This window comes from Bradyrhizobium sp. CCGE-LA001 (genome assembly GCF_000296215.2).
Lineage (GTDB): Bacteria > Pseudomonadota > Alphaproteobacteria > Rhizobiales > Xanthobacteraceae > Bradyrhizobium.
This window is the reverse complement of the sequence record NZ_CP013949.1, coordinates 3,462,594-3,479,913: the sequence shown is the minus strand read 5'-3', so window position 1 is coordinate 3,479,913 and position 17,320 is coordinate 3,462,594. Positions and strand designations below refer to the sequence as shown.

Below are 17,320 nucleotides of genomic sequence, written 5' to 3'. Positions count from 1 at the left end.
TAAAACCTCAATTGCCTATCCGCTCTGTCCACAAACAAGGCAGTCGCGCTGCAGTGCGGCATGCACGGCTTGCACGTTTGTGTACAAACGGTATCGTCGCGACATCGATTTTGCGAGCATGTGGATTTGACAGCACTTGGCCCGCGGGCTTGGGAACGAGGATGACGCACGCACCGATCCGCCTCACCGTCAACGGCGGGATCCACGAGGTCACTGCAGCGCCGCAGACGCCGCTGCTCTATGTGCTGCGCAACGACATCGCGCTCAACGGCCCGAAATATGGTTGCGGCTTAGGTGAATGCGGCACCTGTACTGTCCTGATCGACGGCGCGGCGGCACGTTCGTGCGTGATTCCCATCAGTGGCTGCGCCGGCCGCGACATCGTGACGCTCGAAGGCCTCGGCGACCGCGACAGACCGGACGTAGTGCAGCAGGCCTTCATCGACGAGCAGGCCGCGCAATGCGGCTATTGCCTGAACGGGATGATCATGACGACCAAGGCGCTGCTCGCGATCAATCCGAGACCGACCGAACAGGAGGCGCTTGCGGCCTTGCGCTACAATCTCTGCCGCTGCGGCACGCATGTCGAGATCCTGCGCGCGGTGATGCGCGCATCCGGCCAGCTCACCGAGGCGTCTGATTGATGGCCTCCCCTATTCCGAACGGAGCAGAGCGGCCGTCCGGCTCGCTCGTCGTCGTCCGCACCGTGGACGAGGTCACATCCGAAACCTTCATCCGCATCACCGCGGATGGATCGGTCACGGCCTACAACGGCCATGTCGATCTCGGCACCGGCATCCGCACCGCGCTTGGCCAGGTCGTCGCCGAAGAGTTGGACGTGTCCTTTGCCCGCGTCGTCGTCGTGCTCGGCGATACCGCCCTGGTGCCGAACCAGGGCGCGACCATCGCAAGCGAGACCATCCAGATCACGGCCGTACCTCTGCGCAAGGCCGCCGCCCAGGCGCGGCACTTTTTGATCGCGCGCGCGGCCGAACGGCTGGAGCTGCCGGAGACCGACCTCAGGATCGAGGACGGCCTCGTGCGCGGGAACGACAATCGCAGCGTCAGCTATGGCGAGCTGATCGGAGACGAGACCGTTCGCCTCGAGCTTGCCGACGATGTCGCGGTGAAATCCGTCGGCGACTACGCCATCGTCGGACAATCGGTACCGCGCGTCGACCTGCCCGCCAAGGCCACGGGCGAACTGACCTTCGTGCACGATATCCGAGTCCCCGGCATGCTGCACGGCCGCGTGGTACGTCCGCCCTATGCCGGCGTCGATGCCGGTCCTTTCGTCGGCACCAGCCTCATTGCCGTCGACGAGTCCTCGGTGCGCGACATTCCCGGCGTCAAAGCCGTGGTCCGGATCGGCGATTTCGTCGGCGTGGTCGCCGAGCGCGAGGAGGATGCGATCCGCGCGGCGGAGCAGCTTGAGGTGAGCTGGGAGCCGACGCCTGATCTCACCAATCTTGCCGATGTCGAGACTGCACTCCGCGCCAATCCATCGACGCCGCGAACGCTGATCGACAAGGGCGATGTCGATGCGGCCATTGCCGCCGCGGCCAAGCCGATGCAGCGCACTTACATCTGGCCGTATCAGATGCATGCCTCGATCGGTCCCTCCTGCGCCGTCGCCGACTTCCAGGACGGCAACATCCGTGTCTGGTCGGGCACGCAAAACCCGCACGTTTTGCGCGCCGACCTCGCGCTGCTGGTCGAGCGTCCCGAGAGTGAGATCGAGGTGATCCGGCTGGAGGCCGCGGGTTGCTACGGCCGCAACTGCGCCGACGACGTCACTGCTGATGCCCTGTTGCTGTCGCGCGCCGTCGGCCGGCCCGTGCGCGTGCAATTGACGCGCGAGCAGGAGCACGCCTGGGAACCCAAGGGGACCGCACAGCTCATCGACGTCAATGGCGGGCTCGATGCCAATGGCGGCATCGCCGCCTACGATCTCGCGACGCGCTATCCCTCGAATGCCGCACCGACGCTGGCGCTGCTGCTCACCGGTCGGATCTCGCCCGAGCCCGCCGTGCTCCAGATGGGCGACCGTACCGCGATCCCGCCGTATGATTACGACAACATGCGTGTCGTCGCCCACGACATGCCGCCGATCGTGCGCGCCTCCTGGATGCGCGGCGTCTCGGCGCTGCCGAACACTTTTGCGCATGAGTCCTACATCGACGAGGCTGCGACCGACGCTGGCGTCGACCCGATCGAGTATCGCCTGCGCTACCTGAAGGACCAGCGCGCCGTCGATCTCGTCAATGCGGTCGCCGAACGCGCCGGCTGGAAGCCGCGTCCCGTGCGGGAGGAGAAGGACGGCGACATTGTGCACGGGCGCGGCTTTGCCTACGCGCTCTACGTTCATAGCAAGTTCCCCGGCTATGGCGCAGCGTGGTCGGCCTGGATCGCTGACGTCGCCGTGAACAAGTCAACCGGCGATGTCAGCGTGACGCGCGTCGTCGCGGGACAAGACTCCGGCCTGATGATCAATCCGGACGGCGTACGCCACCAGATCCACGGCAACGTCATCCAATCCACCAGCCGCGCGCTGATGGAGGAGGTCTCGTTCGAACGCGGAGCAGTCGCGGCGCGCGAATGGGGCGCCTATCCGATCATCCCCTTCCCAGACGTGCCCAAGATCGACGTGCTGATGCTGCCGCGTCAGGATCAGCCGCCGCTCGGCGTCGGCGAATCCGCCTCGGTGCCGAGTGCGGCGGCGATCGCGAACGCGATCTTCGATGCCACCGGCGTGCGCTTTCGCGAGCCGCCATTCACGCCCGAGCGGATCCTGAAAGGGCTACACGGCGAGGCCGTGGCGACGCCGCAGGCGCTGCCCGCTCCTGCCCCGCAACCATCTCGCATCTGGGACAATCCCTTCGCCAAACGCGCCGGCATTGGCGCGGCGATTGCAGCCGTCTGCACCGCCGCAATCGGAATCGGTGCTGCCCTCCTGCCCGGCCGGTCCATCGCGCCGATCGCACGTCCCGATGCCTCGGTTTACTCCGCCGCGACCATCGCGCGCGGAGAGATGCTCGCTGCGCTCGGTAATTGCGCGGAGTGCCACACCAGTCTCGGCGGTGCGCTCAATGCCGGCGGCCGTGCGTTGCAGACGCCGTTCGGCACGATCTACGCGACCAACATCACACCTGACGTCGAGACCGGCATCGGCGCCTGGTCCTATCCCGCGTTCGAGCGCGCGATGCGCGACGGCCTGCATCGCGACGGGCGACAGCTCTATCCCGCCTTCCCCTACACGCACTTTGCGAAGACTAGCGACGCCGACATGCAGGCGCTCTACGCTTACCTGATGGCCCAGCCGGCGGTGCGGGCGACGGCACCGGCGAACAAGCTCGCCTTTCCGTTCAATCTGCGCCCGCTGCTCGCCGGCTGGAATGCGCTGTTTCACCAGACCAAGGACTTCAAGCCGGATCCCGCGAAGTCCGAGCAATGGAATCGCGGTGCCTATCTCGTCGAAAGTCTCGGCCATTGCAGCGGCTGCCATTCGCCGCGCAATGCGCTTGGTGCCGAGCAGCGCGAGGCCTATCTCGCCGGCGGCTTCGCCGAGGGCTGGGAGGCGCCGGCGCTGACGTCGCTCTCACGCGCACCGATCCCGTGGAGCGCGGACGAACTCTTCGCTTATTTGCGCACCGGCCATTCGCGCTATCACGGCGTCGCGGCCGGTCCCATGGCGCCGATCGTAAGAGACCTCAAAGCCCTGCCCGATGAGGACATCCGCGCGATGGCAGTCTACCTCGACTCATTCAACGATGCTGGCTCCGACCGGCAAGCGCAGGATACGCTCGCCGCAAAATTCGAGAGCGCGACGCAAGTCACCGTTGCTTCGTCCACCGGCGCGCGGCTCTATCAGGGCGCCTGCGCCGTCTGCCACGAAGTCGGTGGTTTGCCGCTGTTCGGCACAAGGCCCTCGCTCGCGCTCAACAGCAATCTGCACAGCGCGACATCAGACAATCTCGTACAGGTGATCCTGCACGGCATCAGTGAACCGGTGTCGAGCGATCTCGGCTACATGCCTGCCTTCAGAAACAGCATGAGCGACGCGCAGCTGGAGGAGCTCGTCACCTTCCTGCGCAGGCAGTTCGCGCCGGACAAGCCGGCCTGGACCGGTGTGCGCGAGACGATCGCGCGGGTGCGATCGTCGGCGCATTAATGCAATACAAGGAACGCGCAGCTGGAAGCTCGCGTGCGGCCATCCTTCGAGACGCCCGCCTTCCGGCGGGCCCTCAGGATGAGGACGGAGTGCATGGCAGCAGTTCGATAGGCAAAGCTGCCGTTTAGCCTCATCCTGAGGAGATCGCGAAGCGATCGTCTCGAAGGACGAGGCGCTTGCTCAAACCTCGCCAAGCTCATACGGAGAGAGCGCTGGTATCGGTCAAGTCGGCTTTAACTCAGCTGTGCTTCTTCATCTCAACCGGCGGTGTGCCATGGGTGTGGAAGGACTCGATCGTCTTCAGCCCCCAGGCCTGGCCCTTCTTGCGCTCCTCTTCGGTCCACACGATCGGCTTCCAGTCGGGCGCGAGGATGAGGCGCGCGCCGGCATTGGCGACCTCGACGCGGTTGCCGCCGGGCTCGTAGACATAGAGGAAGAAGGTCTGCTGGATCGCGTGCTTGTGCGGTCCCGTCTCGATATGCACGCCGTTCTCCAGGAAGATGTCGGCGGCGCGCAGAATCTCCTCGCGGCTGTCGAGCGCGTAGGTGACGTGGTGGAAGCGGCCGGGCGTGCCGGAATGATCGAGCGAATATGCGAAGTCGTAGCTCTTGTTCGACATCGTCAGCCACATCGCAGCTTCTCGGCCGTCGTTGAGCACGATCTGCTCGGTGAGCCGGCAGCCGAGATGATTCTCGAAGAACTCGCGGTTGGCCTTGATGTCGACGGCGAGGCAATTGAGATGGTCCAGCCGGCGGACGTTGATGCCGCGCGCGGGAAAGCGTTGCGCCTGATTCTTCAATGCGGGCTTCAGCTCCGGCGGCGCCTGATACCATTCGGTCTCGTAGTAGAGCTCGACGATGTGGCCATCGGGGTCGCGGCAACGGAAGGTCGGCCCCTGCCCCATGTCACCGTCGGTCCAGCCGATGTCGAAGCCGGAGCCCTTGAGCGCGGCGACGCGGCGCTCCAATGCCTGCTGACTACGCGCGCGCAGCGCCATGTGCTCCATGCCCGATGTCTTCGAAGCCGTGAGCTTGAGCGAATAGCGCTCGTAATCGTCCCAGCCGCGCAGGTAGACCGATTCGCCCTTCTGCCCGCTGACGGTCATGCCCATGACGTCGACGAAGAATTTCAGGCTCTCCTCGGGCTTGGGCGTCAAGAGCTCCATGTGGCCGAGATGCGCGAGATCGAGGATCGGTTCGGGCTGCATGGTTTCCTCCAAACTTGGCTGCCGAGCGTGACTGCGAGCCGCGGGGCCACGCAATCGACGCGGGACTGCAACGCGCTCACGCCCGGCACGGCACCGAAGCCACCGGACTATTTGTACTAATGTACAAATGATTAGTTCTCGTCAACAAATCAAACTGCTTGCGAATGGGCACGGCTCGCCCACCCCAGCGATGACAGGGTTCCACGAGCGGCGGGGCCTGACTGCCCGAATGGTAAAGTCTTCCTAAATGCTTTCCGCTCTCCCGGGGCTTGGAAATGCAGCTTTTCGCGCCATTCCCGCCCAAAAATATGCGTGGGGAACCAGCCCTCCCGCGCAATTGCCGCAGATTTAACGAAGCAGCTGCAGCAGCGGCTTAACCGTTTGTGCAGCCACGGCCGCGCATAGTTCGGGCTAGTCCTTGCTCTTCTCAGGTTCATCCATCGTGACATCCTTTGGACGCGTGATTTCGGTTCGCGGGTCGCTGGCCCGGGTCGGGCTTCTGGCGGAAAGCCGGATGCCGGTCTCGGAGGTTCGGGCGACCGTCGGCCGCTTCGTCAGTATCCGCTGCGCTAGCTCGGTCATCGTCGCGATGATCACCGAGGTCTCCTGCGAAAACCTGTCGGGCAACGACAATTACATCGCGATCGCCTCGGTCGACCTGCTCGGCGAAATCCTCAATGCCGCCGACAAGGCCAAATTCCAGCGTGGCGTCACCAATTATCCGACCATCGGCGATGCCGTCGACCTGATCACGAGCCAGGAGCTGCGCACGATCTACGCGCCGACCGGGTCGGACCAGATCAATGTCGGTTTCCTGCAGCAGGACCGTTCGGTCGTCGCCTATGTCGACGTCGAGGAAATGCTGTCCAAGCACTTCGCGGTGCTGGGATCGACCGGCGTCGGCAAATCGACCGGCGTCTCGCTGTTGCTCAACGAGATCCTGAAGGCACGGCCGAACCTGCGCATCTTCCTGCTCGACGTGCACAACGAATATGGCCGCTGCTTCGGCGACCGCGCGCTGGTGCTCAATCCGCGGAACCTGAAGCTGCCGTTCTGGCTGTTCAATTTCGAGGAAATCGTCGACGTGCTGTTCGGCGGCCGCGCCGGCGTGCCCGAGGAGCTCGACATCCTCGCCGAGGTGATCCCGCTCGCCAAGGGCGTCTATACCCAATACCAGAACGCCGACCGCATCGGTCTCAAGCGCATCGATCCCAAGCAGATCGGCTACACCGTCGACACGCCGGTGCCCTATCGCCTGGTCGACCTCTTATCGCTGATCGACGAGCGCATGGGCAAATTGGAAAATCGCTCCTCGCGCATCATCTATCACAAGCTGATCTCGCGCATCGAGGCCGTGCGCAACGACCCGCGCTACACCTTCATGTTCGACAATGCCAATGTCGGCGGCGACACCATGGCCGAGGTCATCAGCCATCTGTTCCGCCTGCCGGCCAACGGCAAGCCGATGACGGTGATGCAGCTCGCCGGCTTCCCGGCCGAGGTCATCGATTCCGTCGTCTCGGTGCTGTGCCGCATGGCCTTCGATTTCGGCCTGTGGAGCGACGGCGTCTCGCCGCTGCTGTTCGTCTGCGAGGAAGCGCACCGCTATGCCTCCGCCGACCGCAACATCGGCTTCGGCCCGACCCGCAAGGCGGTGTCGCGCATCGCCAAGGAGGGCCGCAAATACGGCGTCTATCTCGGCCTGATCACGCAGCGGCCCGCAGAGCTCGACGCCACCATCATCTCCCAGTGCAACACGCTGTTCACGATGCGCCTTGCCAACGACCGCGACCAGGCGCTGCTGCGTGCCGCCGTGTCGGACGCCGCCGCGAACCTGCTCTCCTTCGTGCCTTCGCTCGGTACCCGCGAGGTGTTGGCCTTCGGCGAAGGCGTCGCACTGCCGACGAGGCTGCGCTTCAAGGAAGTGCCGCCGCATCAATTGCCGCGCGGCGAGGCCACCATCTCGAGCGTGCCGTCCGTCACCTCCGGCCACGACATGCATTTCGTCGGTGCCGTGCTGGAGCGCTGGCGCGGCGCCACCTCGCAGCGCGACGTGCCGAACGATCCGGTGTTCTCGGCGCCGCCCGCCAAGACGCTTTCCAACGTCGAGGCCCCGATGCTGCAGCCCTCGATGGGCCTCGATCCCGATCGCTTCTCGCTGCTGAAGAAGCCGTTGCGGTAAGCCGCTGATGTCCCGGACGCGCAGCAGCGTGCACGCTGCTGCGCAGAGCCGGGACCCACGCCAAGATCGCTACGCCTGAGAATCTAGCCCTCAGCGCGGCTCACGCTCTCGTGCCGCTCACGTCTTCCGCCGCAGGCTCCAGAGGCTGCCGGCGAGCAGGACGGCCGTCACGAGCAGGATGGCGACGAAGGTCTGGATGATGGTGAAGTTCAGTGCATCCCGCGCGACGAACAGCGCCGTGATGGCGCCGGCAACAACGAATAGAAGGCGTAGGATCAGGCTCATCGTCGCGTCTCCGGCTCAGCATGACCGGAGCCCGCGTGCTCTCGCATTGGCCGCAATGCGCTTCTCGCCCCTCATGCGTCGCCATCGTAGCCGTCCAGGCCGGCAGGGATTTGCGACACATCAAGAGTCCCAGCGCCAATCTGACGCGGAATTGAAACCAAGCCGGCGGATGCGGCTCTAGCGCTTGCTCATCAACGCGAGCGCCGGCGCAAAGCGCTCGGAGAACGTCAGCGTCTTGGCGTGGTGAACCGCCGCGAACGATGCCGAAATCCCTGCTGAAGCGACCGCGAGCAAGGCAATGGCGAAAACCAGACGGCGCATGTTGGCCTCCTGTGTCAGCTCGACTACCACAAAGAGATGGGCCCGCTCTGTTTCAGGACGGTTTCATCGCCACGGAAGTTGGTTTCGCTCAAGCGCCTGTGATGGGATCGGGCTTATCAAAGCCGGGGCCGTAACCAACTAACAAGTATCGCCGCTGTCTTGCGGCGGCCGCAGCATCTGCTGACAAGTGGAGTGATCAAGGACTGCTCAAATGAACGTCGTGATCCGAAAGCTCAATGGTCTATGGCACCTCATCGTCGGATCGTGTCAGATCCGAACGCCGTTCTTGGAAACCCAGGACCGCGCCCTGGTCGTGAATTATGCCCGGCGCGTCTATCCCGGCGCCAAGATCTTCCAGCGCGACTGATCGCGCCTAATCGTCGTCCGCCGGTCCGCACCAGCCCGGCAGATAGATCGCATCCTGGCTTTTGGCCGAAGCCATGGCCTTCTCGATGGCCTTGCCGAAATCGGCATTGATCAGCTTGCGCGAGAGCTTTCGGCGCAGATAGTCGGCCCACAGGAATTCCGAGAACGGCGTCGTATCCTTGGCGAAGCCACCGATGCGGCGGAGCTCGCCCGCAAGACTGCGAAAGGGGTCGTCCTTGAGGTCGGCGACCGATTTCGGCAGGTCGCGGAACGGCCGCCTCTCGCCTTTGGCATCGTAAGGGTAGACCCAGCGCTTGTTGTCCATGACGCCCCAGAAGGCCTCGCGCTCGACCATTCGGAGGTCGCCGATCACGGTCACCAGCACCTCCTTGACGCCCTCGTCGTGCAGCGCGCGGCCGAGATGGTGGTGATCGATGACGTAATAGCGCTCATCCGGCCCGTACACGACGGGAATCATGTGCTTGCCGAGCAGGTCGGCCTGCTTCTTCCCGTCGTGCTGACGCCAGCGCTTGCGTTTCTCCTTGACCTCGCGCATGCCGACCGTCATCTGCGTGGGCCGAAGCGACAGGATCGGGACCGGATGCACTCTCGGCTCGCGTGGATTGGTCATGGTCGAACGGTCCCTTACATCGTTGCAGTCGGCGGATCGGTTCCCTGGACTATGCCATGGGCCTTGGGGCAGCAAAACGTGTTGGGTTGTGCGCGGAGATCACAAGCCGATGTGGTCTGCAATGCAGAGGCGCGAGCGTCCCGGCCATTGTTGCGACGAAACCCCGCGCTTTCCCGACAGCGTTGCAGCCGGCCCCGCGGGCATTGAGCAGGCGCTATGCAAAATAGTGCGAACAGACAATACACGTCCGCGTTGAGAAGATTTTCTGCAACGGGTTCGTCACGTGTGCTATCTAAAAATCGCTGCTTCGGAGTGATCCTCGCCCCATGAAAACCCAGCGGCCCATAAGCTCTGATGACGAGCACCGGGTGCTCCAGTTCAGGCCGCGCACCTCGCCTTCCCCCACCATTCGCCGGGGCAGCGGCACTGTGCAGCCACTGCGCTCCGCGCCTGAGCCGCTCGACCTGTCCCGCTACGAGCAGCCCCGCAGTGAACCAAACGAATATCGCCATCGCATGCTCGCGAACATCGCGGCGCTCGCCTTCACTATTGCCCTGACCGCGATCGGGATCTGGCTCGCGGTGAGCATCGCCGAGCTGCGCCGGACCCAGGATTGCGTGCTGATGGGCCGCCGAGACTGCCTCAAGATTACGACACCGCACATTTAGGTCAGGCTCGCCGCCCGTCCCTCGCCGGGAGGAGCCGCGGCAGGCATCCCCAGCCCTGTCCCTCCGCTTGCCCGGCTCCATTGAACTCAGGGCGGCGCTCCGATATACGGGCTTTCGACCCGGCCAGAGGGGGGTTAGAGGGCGTCATCAGGGCGCGATGCCCACCCACCCGCGCCACTCTGGAAATCTGACAAATATCCCCAATATATCAAAGGCTTAGTGATGTCTTCCACATTCGATCAGGTCGCCACGATCATCGCTGAAACCTGCGACATCCCGCGCGACACGATCACGCCGGATAGCCATGCCATCGACGATCTCGGCATCGACAGCCTCGATTTCCTCGATATCGCCTTCGCGATCGACAAGCAGTTCGGCATCAAGCTGCCGCTGGAGAAGTGGACCCAGGAGGTCAACGACGGCAAGGCCACCACCGAGCAGTATTTCGTATTGAAGAACCTGTGCGCGCGCATCGACGAGCTCGTCGCGGCCAAGGGCGCGAGCGCCTAAGCGCGCAGCCATGCAACTCGAATACTTCCACATGATCGATCGGATCGTCGACCTCAACGTCGACGAGAAGACGATTGTCGTCGAGGCCCAGGTTCCGAACGCAAGCACCATCTTCGAGGGACACTTCCCGGGTTATCCCTTGATGCCCGGCGTGCTCCTGATCGAATCGATGGCACAGGCTTCGGGTTGGCTGCAGCTCGGAATGCTGAAGTTCGAGCGCATGCCGATCCTCGCCGCCGTGAAGGAGGCCAAGGTCCGCGGCTCGGTTTTCCCCGGTGACGTCATGAGTATCGAGGCGATCCTGTCCCATCAGGGTTCGGGTTATGCAGTGACCGAAGCCAAGATCCGGGTCGGCGGCAAGCTGCGCGCCAACTCGACCCTCACCTTCACACAGATCCCGTTCCCCAATGCGGATATGCGCGGACACATGGACGCGATCGCCAAACGCGTCGGCTTTCCGCAACAGGCCGTATCGCCATGACTGACACTCCCGTTACGACGTCCGGCCAGACGGAAGTCTGGATCACCGGCATTGGGCTCGCCACCTCGCTCGGCGAGGGGCTGGACGCCAACTGGGCCGCGCTCCAGGAAAAGCGCATCAATGTCGACGAGAAGGGCTTTGCGCCCTACGTCGTGCATCCCTTGATGCCGGTGTCTTTCGACAGCCAGATTCCGAAAAAGGGCGATCAGCGCCAAATGGAAGCCTGGCAGCGCATCGGCACCTACGCCGCCGGCCTGGCACTCGATTCCGCCGGGATCAAGGGCAACAAGGACATCCTGTCGAAGATCGACATGGTGATCGCCGCAGGCGGCGGCGAGCGCGACCTCAACGTCGATACCGGCGTGCTCACCGCCGAGGCCAAGGGCGCCAACGCGCCCGGCTTCCTCAACGAGCGGCTGATGAGCGATCTCAGGCCGACGCTGTTCCTGGCCCAGCTCTCCAACCTGCTCGCCGGTAACATCGCCATCGTGCACGGGCTCGGCGGCACCTCGCGCACTTTCATGGGCGAAGAGGTGGCCGGCGCCGACGCCGCCCGCATCGCGCTGGCGCGCATCGCCTCGGGCGAGAGCGACATCGCGCTGGTTGGCGGCTCGCACAATGGCGAGCGCAAGGACCTGCTGGTGCTGTACGAATTCGGCGACTTCAATCTGAAGGACAAGTTCGCACCGGTATGGGGGCGCAAGGACCATCCCGGCTTCGCGCTAGGCTCGGCCGGCGCGTTCCTGGTGCTGGAATCGCGGGCGCATGCGGAAGCACGCGGCGCAAAGCCGTTTGCGAAGCTGTCGAGCGTCGTTGCAGATCTGGCGCGCCGAAAGCAGGCTGGCGAGATGACGGCGACGCTGGAAAAGCTTTGGGCCAAGCTGCCGAAGCGCGGCGGCAAGGGCGCCATCATCACGGGCGCGACCGGCGCGGAGCCGGCGACGAGCGAGGAGCGCAGCTTCCTGAAGAACCATGCGGAGCTCCCGGTGCGCTCGACCGGCACGATGTTTGGCCACACCATGGAGACGCAGTTCCCGCTCGGCATCGCGCTCGCCGCGCTGGCGATCTCGCGCGGCGCGTTGTTCCCGCCGAACGATTCCACGGGCACCGAGATTGAAATGCAGGGCGCGCCCACCCAGATTGTTGTGGTGGGAGCCGGACACTGGCGCGGCGAAGGCATGGCGCTGGTCGAGGCGGTGAGCTGAAGCGCGTCGCGCTTTGGCCGATGCTAAGCTCTATCGGGGGATCGACATGACTGCACCACGCGACAAACTCGGGCGTCCCGTCGTCGTCGTCACCGGCATGGGCATCATGACCTCGCTCGGCGCCGGCAAGGCCGACAATTGGGCTAGGCTCGTCGCCGGCGAATCCGGCATCCGCACCATCACGCGCTTTCCGGTCGACGGGCTGAAGACCACGATGGCCGGCACCGTCGATTTCGTCAGCGTCGATCCGTTCTCCTCCACTGCCCTTTCCGAGCGGATGGCCGAGATCGTGACCGAGGAAGCGCTCGCGCAGGCCGGCATCGGCGCCAAGGCCGATTTCCCCGGTCCCCTCTTCCTCGCGGTCGCTCCGGTCGAGGTCGAATGGCCGCAGCGCCGCGAGCTCGGCCGCGCCGTCGGTGCGCTCGACTTCAACTATGACGATTTGCTGCGCATCTCCGGCGGCGGCAAGTACAGCGCCTATCATCACCGCTTCATGTTCGGCTCGGTCGCCGCGCACCTCGCCGAGACCTTTGGCACCAAGGGCTCGCCGATCTCGCTGTCGACCGCGTGCGCGTCCGGAGCCACGTCGATCCAGCTCGGTGTCGAGGCAATCCGGCGCGGCGAGACCGATGCCGCGCTGTGTGTCGCGACCGACGGCACCGTGAATCCGGAAGCGCTGGTGCGCTTCTCGCTGCTCTCGGCGCTGTCGACCCAGAACGATCCGCCGCAGGCAGCCTCCCGCCCCTTCTCGAAGAATCGCGACGGCTTCGTCATGGCGGAAGGCGCCGGTGCGCTCGTGCTGGAAAGCTATGAGGCCGCAACTGCGCGCGGCGCAAAGATCCTCGGCGTGATCGCCGGCTGCGGCGAACTCACCGATTCCTTCCATCGCACCCGCTCGTCTCCCGATGGGAAGCCGATCATCGGCTGCATGAACAAGACGCTGGCCGATGCGGGCATGACGCCCGACCAGATCGACCACATCAACGCGCACGGCACCGCGACGCCCGAAAACGACAAGATGGAGTTCAACACGACCTCGGCCGTGTTCGGCGAGCTCGCGCAGAAGATTCCGGTCACCTCGAACAAGTCGATGGTCGGCCACACCATCTCCGCCGCCGGCGCCGTCGAGGCGATCTTCTCGCTGCTTACGCTCGAGCATCAGCGCATCCCGCCGACGATCAATTACGAGACGCCGGATCCGACGATTCTGTTCGACGTCGTCGGCAACAAGGCGCGCGATGCCCGCGTCACCGCCGTGATGTCGAACTCGTTCGGCTTCGGCGGCCAGAACGCCTCGCTGATCCTGACCCGCGAACCGGCCTGACCGGACGCATGTCGCTGCTTCCTGCGAGGATGAAGGCCCGCGCGCGGGAAGCTGCAAAGTCGATCGGCGGCAGCCTGATCGGCGCCGCCACCGTCGGCATGCTGCGCACCACGCGCTATTTCGATCCGGCCAAGACCTCGGATTTCTTCGCGCGGGCTGTCAAGCTGATCGGGCCGCGCCTGCGCGAGCACCGCATCGGCCGCGCCAATCTCACCGCAGCCTTTCCGGAGAAATCGCCGGAGGAAATCGAACAGATCCTAATGGGCGTCTGGGACAATCTTGGCCGTGTCGGCGCCGAGTTCGCCCATATCGACCGCGTCTGGGACTACGACCGCGACCACCCGGAGAGCAGCCGGATCGAATTGTCGCCGCGCAGCATCGAGCTGTTCGACCAGATCCGCGACGACGGCAAGCCGGCGCTGATCTTCGCCGCGCATCTCGCCAATTGGGAGGTGCCGGCCCTCGCCGCCGTCGCGCACGAGTTGGATACCGCGATCCTGTATCGCCGGCCGAACATCGCCTCCGCCGACCGCATCATCCAGGAAATGCGCCAGGTCAACATGGGCACACTGATCCCGGCGGGCCGCGACGCGCCGCTGCGGCTCGCGCAGGCGCTGAAGGACGGCAAGCACGTCGCCATGCTGATCGACCAGTATTTGACCGCCGGCGTCGAGGTCAGCTTCTTCGGCCGCAAGACCCGCGCCAATCCGATGCTGGCGCGGCTCTTGCGCCAGGTCGAGTGCCCGATCCACGGCGTCCGCATCATCCGCCTGCCCGGCGGCCGCTTCCGCGGCGAGCTCACCGAGGAGATCCAGCCGGTGCGCGACGCCGACGGCAAGATCGACATCCAGGGCACGACGCAGGCGATCACCAGCGTGGTGGAGAGTTGGGTGCGCGAGCATCCCGAACAGTGGCTCTGGCTGCATCGCAGGTGGCGGTAAGGCTCCGTCATTGCGAGGAGCGAAGCGACGAAGCAATCCTGAGTGCCTCCGCGGAAAGTTGCTGGATTGCTCCGCTTCACTCGCAATGACGAGAATGCGCGCTACCTACCCGTCTTCACCTTGGTCCAGAGCCGATTGATGATGCGCTGGGTCGCCGGCTCGCGCGCGGTGATGACGAACAGTTTTGAAAGCGTCGCCTCGTCCGGATAGATGTTCTTGTCGTTCAGGATCTTCGGATCGACCAGCTTCTGGCTGGCGAGGTTGCCGCTCGCGTAGGACAGGAAGTCCGAGTTCTTGGCCGCGACCTCCGGACGATAGAGATAGTTGATCAGCTCGTAGGCTTCCTTGACGTTCTTGGCATCGGCAGGAATCGCCAGATTGTCGAAGAACATCTGCGCGCCCTCTTTGGGAACCGCGTAGCCGATCTCGACACCACTCTTGGCCTCGGCCGCACGGGCGCGGGCCTGCATGATGTCGCCGGACCAGCCGACCACGAAGCAAATCTCGCCGGTGGCGAGGGCGCTGAGATATTCGGACGAGTGGAACTTGCGCACCGACGGGCGAACCTTGGCGACGGCGTCAGCGGCCTTCTCCAGGTCCGCCTGCTTGGTCGAGTTCGGATCGAGCCCGAGATAGTTCAGCGCCGCCGGGAAGATGTCATCCGCGGAGTCGAGCATGTGCACGCCGCAGTCCCTGAACTTGGCGAGGTTCTCCGGCTTGAAGACGATGTCCCAGCTGTCGATCTTGGCGTCGGGTCCGAGGATCTGCTTCACCTTGGCGACGTTGTAGCCGATGCCTGTCGTGCCCCACATGTAGTTGGCGGCATAGTCATTGCCGGGATCGTAGGTCGCGAGGTGCTTGGTCACCATCGGCCAGGCGTTGGCCAGATTCGGCAGCTTCGTCTTGTCGAGCTTCTGGAAGATGTTGGCCTTGATCTGGCGCTGGAGGAAATACGCCGTGGGCACCACGACGTCGTAGCCGGACTTGCCGGCCATGAGGCGCGTTTCCAGCGTCTCGTTGGCATCGAAGGTGTCGTAGACGACCTTGATGCTGGTCTCCTTGGTGAAGGCCTCGAGGACCTCAGGCGCCACGTAGTTGGACCAGTTGTAGAAGTTGACGACCCGCTCCTGGGCACCGGCGGGCGGCGAAAGCAATGTCAGCGCTGCTGCGATCGCAAAACCAAGGCAAAGCCAGGAAAAGCAACGCCTCAATCGGCCGACATTCGTCATCTCAAATCTACCTCTTGCGCCCGCGCACTGCGTCCGACAGCCGCTCGAGGGCGGTGTCGAGAGTCTCGTCCTTCTTGGCAAAGCAGAAGCGCACCACCGAGGTCACGGGATCCTGCTCGTAAAAGGCGGACACCGGGATCGCCGCGACCTTGTACTCTTTCACGATCCGCCAGCAGAACTCGGTGTCGCTCTCGTTCAGCCCGAGCGGCGACAGGTCGACGGTGAGGAAGTAGGTGCCCTGCGACTTCAGGACGGGGAAGCCGAGGCTTTCGAGGCCCTTGGTGAGGCGGTCCCTGCTCCGAGTCAGGTCCTTGCGCATCGACAGGAAGTAATCGTCGGACTTGCCGAGGCCGTAGGCGACGGCGGCCTGCAAGTTCGGCGCCGTGGTGAAGGTCAGGAACTGGTGCACCTTGGCGGCGACGCGCAGGAGCGGCGGCGCGGCGCAGACGAAGCCGATCTTCCAGCCCGTCAGCGAGAAGATCTTGCCGGCCGAGCCGACCTTGATGGTGCGCTCGCGCATGCCGGGGATGGTAATCAGCGGGATGTGCTTATGCTCATCGAAGGTGACGTGCTCCCAGACCTCGTCGCAGATTGCGATGACGTCGAACTCCTGGCAGTAGCGCGCGAGCAGTTCGAGGTCCTCGCGCGGATAGACCACCGCGGAGGGATTCAGAGGATTGTTGAAGAGCACCGCTTTGGTCTTTGAATTGAACACGCTTTTCAGCATGTCCTCATTCAGCCGCCAGTGCGGCGGCTCGAGCCGGACGAGGCGCGGAATGCCGCCGGCCTGGCGGATGATCGGGAGGTAGGAATCATAGACGGGTTGGAAGCAGACCACTTCGTCGCCCGGCTGCACCACCGCGAGGATCGCCGAGGTCAGCGCCTCGGTACCGCCGGAGGTCACCATCACCTCGCTCATCGGATCGAGCTTGAGACCGTGCCAATGGCCGTAATGGGTCGCGATCGCCTGGCGCAGCTCCGGCAGGCCCATCATGGATGGGTACTGATTGTAGCCGTTCAGCGAGGCGTCGGCCGCGGCGCGGCGGATGTCTTCCGGGCCGGGATCGTCAGGGAAGCCCTGGCCGAGATTGATGGCGGCGTTGTCGCGCGCGGCCTGCGACATCGCCTCGAAGATGGTGACGGGAAGGTCGGCGAAGACCTTGTTCAGAGACGAGCTTTTGGACATCGGGCCGATCAGCCACCGACCTTGCTCGGAAGGCCCGCCGCCTTCCAGCCGAGCATGCCACCCGCGAGGTGCTTGTCGTAGGGCAAGCCGGCCGCCTGTGCCGCGAGCGAGGCGGTCACGGAACGCTTGCCCGAGCGGCAGGCGAACACGATCTCCTTGCCGCCGGGATCCGGGATCGCCTTGGGATTGAAGGTCGAGAGCGGCACCACGACGCCGTAGGGATAGGCCTCGGCCTCGACCTCGTTCGGCTCGCGCACGTCGACCAAGAGATAGCGGCCTTCGGCGACCCCCTTGGAGACCTCGTCCGGGGTCAGATCCTGTACCTGGTTTGCCACTTCATCCTCCACGTCGCGCCTGTGGGCCTGGGCGATCCCGGCCGGCGCGCAACCTCGCCTCTCGGGACGCGAAAATCAAGCGCTACAAAGGCTTGAGCCGCACGGCGCAAGTTAAAGCTAAATCGCAGCGAGTTGAAGCGCGGCTTTCAAGATGCCTGAAGCTCCTGCTTCACATCTCACCACCCCGCTCGGTGTCATTCCCCGCGCAGGCGGGGAATCCAGTACGCCGCGGCCTGTCGATTCAACCCGCAACTGTCTCGGAGTACTGGATCGCCCGC

Annotated in this window: 17 protein-coding genes; 10 read left to right on the top strand and 7 right to left on the bottom strand. The window is 64.4% G+C overall.

Features of this window, described 5'->3' with window-relative positions:
- Positions 1-161: 161 nt before the first annotated feature.
- A complete protein-coding gene (locus BCCGELA001_RS15920; protein WP_008552652.1) occupies positions 162-644 on the top strand; it encodes a (2Fe-2S)-binding protein in 483 nt (160 codons plus the stop codon).
- Positions 644-4,171, top strand: coding sequence for a molybdopterin cofactor-binding domain-containing protein (locus BCCGELA001_RS15915; protein WP_060735759.1), 3,528 nt, complete (start codon positions 644-646; stop codon positions 4,169-4,171). Before BCCGELA001_RS15920 ends, BCCGELA001_RS15915 begins: the two co-directional genes overlap by 1 nt.
- Before the next feature lie 238 nt (positions 4,172-4,409).
- On the opposite strand, the gene BCCGELA001_RS15910 is transcribed toward BCCGELA001_RS15915, so the two are convergent.
- A complete protein-coding gene (locus BCCGELA001_RS15910) occupies positions 4,410-5,378 on the bottom strand; it encodes a catechol 2,3-dioxygenase (RefSeq protein WP_060735758.1) in 969 nt (322 codons plus the stop codon).
- A 442-nt stretch (positions 5,379-5,820) separates the two neighbouring features.
- On the opposite strand from BCCGELA001_RS15910, the gene BCCGELA001_RS15905 reads away from it, so the two are divergent.
- On the top strand, positions 5,821-7,560 hold the full coding sequence (locus tag BCCGELA001_RS15905; protein ID WP_162492954.1) for an ATP-binding protein: 1,740 nt from the start codon (positions 5,821-5,823) through the stop codon (positions 7,558-7,560).
- Positions 7,561-7,677: 117 nt separating this feature from the next.
- Here the strand turns inward: BCCGELA001_RS15905 and BCCGELA001_RS38340 are convergent, their stop codons facing one another.
- Together BCCGELA001_RS38340 and BCCGELA001_RS38335 are read right to left on the bottom strand one after the other, a co-directional pair.
- A complete protein-coding gene (locus tag BCCGELA001_RS38340) occupies positions 7,678-7,845 on the bottom strand; it encodes a hypothetical protein (RefSeq protein WP_008552704.1) in 168 nt (55 codons plus the stop codon).
- 177 nt (positions 7,846-8,022) lie between these two features.
- On the bottom strand, positions 8,023-8,166 hold the full coding sequence (locus BCCGELA001_RS38335) for a hypothetical protein (protein WP_167520680.1): 144 nt from the start codon (positions 8,164-8,166) through the stop codon (positions 8,023-8,025).
- A gap of 211 nt (positions 8,167-8,377) precedes the next feature.
- Between BCCGELA001_RS38335 and BCCGELA001_RS38330 the strand changes: the two genes are divergently transcribed.
- Positions 8,378-8,533, top strand: a complete 156-nt coding sequence (locus BCCGELA001_RS38330) for a hypothetical protein (RefSeq protein ID WP_008552708.1) — start codon at positions 8,378-8,380, stop codon at positions 8,531-8,533.
- A gap of 6 nt (positions 8,534-8,539) precedes the next feature.
- On the opposite strand, the gene BCCGELA001_RS15900 is transcribed toward BCCGELA001_RS38330, so the two are convergent.
- A complete protein-coding gene (locus BCCGELA001_RS15900; protein ID WP_008552710.1) occupies positions 8,540-9,163 on the bottom strand; it encodes a ParB-like protein in 624 nt (207 codons plus the stop codon).
- Positions 9,164-9,489: 326 nt separating this feature from the next.
- Between BCCGELA001_RS15900 and BCCGELA001_RS15895 the strand changes: the two genes are divergently transcribed.
- The 6 genes from BCCGELA001_RS15895 (at position 9,490) to BCCGELA001_RS15870 (ending at position 14,292) form a co-directional block, all read left to right on the top strand.
- Entirely contained in the window at positions 9,490-9,831 is a 342-nt protein-coding gene (locus tag BCCGELA001_RS15895) for a hypothetical protein (RefSeq protein ID WP_060735756.1), read from the top strand.
- A gap of 222 nt (positions 9,832-10,053) precedes the next feature.
- The gene (locus tag BCCGELA001_RS15890) at positions 10,054-10,341 is read left to right on the top strand and encodes an acyl carrier protein (protein ID WP_007592476.1); all 288 of its coding nucleotides are present in this window, start codon (positions 10,054-10,056) and stop codon (positions 10,339-10,341) included.
- A gap of 10 nt (positions 10,342-10,351) precedes the next feature.
- Positions 10,352-10,822, top strand: coding sequence for a 3-hydroxyacyl-ACP dehydratase FabZ family protein (locus BCCGELA001_RS15885; RefSeq protein WP_008552714.1), 471 nt, complete (start codon positions 10,352-10,354; stop codon positions 10,820-10,822).
- On the top strand, positions 10,819-12,027 hold the full coding sequence (locus BCCGELA001_RS15880; protein ID WP_060735755.1) for a beta-ketoacyl-ACP synthase: 1,209 nt from the start codon (positions 10,819-10,821) through the stop codon (positions 12,025-12,027). The genes BCCGELA001_RS15885 and BCCGELA001_RS15880 overlap by 4 nt, the downstream gene beginning before the upstream one ends.
- Positions 12,028-12,073: 46 nt before the next feature.
- Positions 12,074-13,351, top strand: a complete 1,278-nt coding sequence (locus tag BCCGELA001_RS15875) for a beta-ketoacyl-ACP synthase (RefSeq protein WP_060735754.1) — start codon at positions 12,074-12,076, stop codon at positions 13,349-13,351.
- Between the two features lie 8 nt (positions 13,352-13,359).
- Positions 13,360-14,292, top strand: coding sequence for a lipid A biosynthesis lauroyl acyltransferase (locus BCCGELA001_RS15870; RefSeq protein ID WP_008552735.1), 933 nt, complete (start codon positions 13,360-13,362; stop codon positions 14,290-14,292).
- A gap of 101 nt (positions 14,293-14,393) precedes the next feature.
- On the opposite strand, the gene BCCGELA001_RS15865 is transcribed toward BCCGELA001_RS15870, so the two are convergent.
- The 3 genes from BCCGELA001_RS15865 to BCCGELA001_RS15855 are packed head-to-tail and all read right to left on the bottom strand — an operon-like array spanning position 14,394 to position 17,042.
- Positions 14,394-15,521, bottom strand: a complete 1,128-nt coding sequence (locus BCCGELA001_RS15865; RefSeq protein ID WP_060735753.1) for a polyamine ABC transporter substrate-binding protein — start codon at positions 15,519-15,521, stop codon at positions 14,394-14,396.
- A gap of 7 nt (positions 15,522-15,528) precedes the next feature.
- Positions 15,529-16,707, bottom strand: coding sequence for an aminotransferase (locus BCCGELA001_RS15860; RefSeq protein WP_060735752.1), 1,179 nt, complete (start codon positions 16,705-16,707; stop codon positions 15,529-15,531).
- Between the two features lie 8 nt (positions 16,708-16,715).
- A complete protein-coding gene (locus tag BCCGELA001_RS15855) occupies positions 16,716-17,042 on the bottom strand; it encodes a rhodanese-like domain-containing protein (protein WP_060737677.1) in 327 nt (108 codons plus the stop codon).
- Between the last annotated feature and the right edge of the window lie 278 nt (positions 17,043-17,320).

Coding starts and splice junctions, on each gene's coding strand:
- BCCGELA001_RS15920 (WP_008552652.1), top strand. CDS start 162: ATGACGCACGCACCGATCCGCCTCACCGTCAACGGCGGGATCCACGAG.
- BCCGELA001_RS15915 (WP_060735759.1), top strand. CDS start 644: ATGGCCTCCCCTATTCCGAACGGAGCAGAGCGGCCGTCCGGCTCGCTC.
- BCCGELA001_RS15910 (WP_060735758.1), bottom strand. CDS start 5,378: ATGCAGCCCGAACCGATCCTCGATCTCGCGCATCTCGGCCACATGGAG.
- BCCGELA001_RS38340 (WP_008552704.1), bottom strand. CDS start 7,845: ATGAGCCTGATCCTACGCCTTCTATTCGTTGTTGCCGGCGCCATCACG.
- BCCGELA001_RS38335 (WP_167520680.1), bottom strand. CDS start 8,166: ATGCGCCGTCTGGTTTTCGCCATTGCCTTGCTCGCGGTCGCTTCAGCA.
- BCCGELA001_RS38330 (WP_008552708.1), top strand. CDS start 8,378: ATGAACGTCGTGATCCGAAAGCTCAATGGTCTATGGCACCTCATCGTC.
- BCCGELA001_RS15900 (WP_008552710.1), bottom strand. CDS start 9,163: ATGACCAATCCACGCGAGCCGAGAGTGCATCCGGTCCCGATCCTGTCG.
- BCCGELA001_RS15895 (WP_060735756.1), top strand. CDS start 9,490: ATGAAAACCCAGCGGCCCATAAGCTCTGATGACGAGCACCGGGTGCTC.
- BCCGELA001_RS15890 (WP_007592476.1), top strand. CDS start 10,054: ATGTCTTCCACATTCGATCAGGTCGCCACGATCATCGCTGAAACCTGC.
- BCCGELA001_RS15885 (WP_008552714.1), top strand. CDS start 10,352: ATGCAACTCGAATACTTCCACATGATCGATCGGATCGTCGACCTCAAC.
- BCCGELA001_RS15880 (WP_060735755.1), top strand. CDS start 10,819: ATGACTGACACTCCCGTTACGACGTCCGGCCAGACGGAAGTCTGGATC.
- BCCGELA001_RS15875 (WP_060735754.1), top strand. CDS start 12,074: ATGACTGCACCACGCGACAAACTCGGGCGTCCCGTCGTCGTCGTCACC.
- BCCGELA001_RS15870 (WP_008552735.1), top strand. CDS start 13,360: ATGTCGCTGCTTCCTGCGAGGATGAAGGCCCGCGCGCGGGAAGCTGCA.
- BCCGELA001_RS15865 (WP_060735753.1), bottom strand. CDS start 15,521: ATGACGAATGTCGGCCGATTGAGGCGTTGCTTTTCCTGGCTTTGCCTT.
- BCCGELA001_RS15860 (WP_060735752.1), bottom strand. CDS start 16,707: ATGTCCAAAAGCTCGTCTCTGAACAAGGTCTTCGCCGACCTTCCCGTC.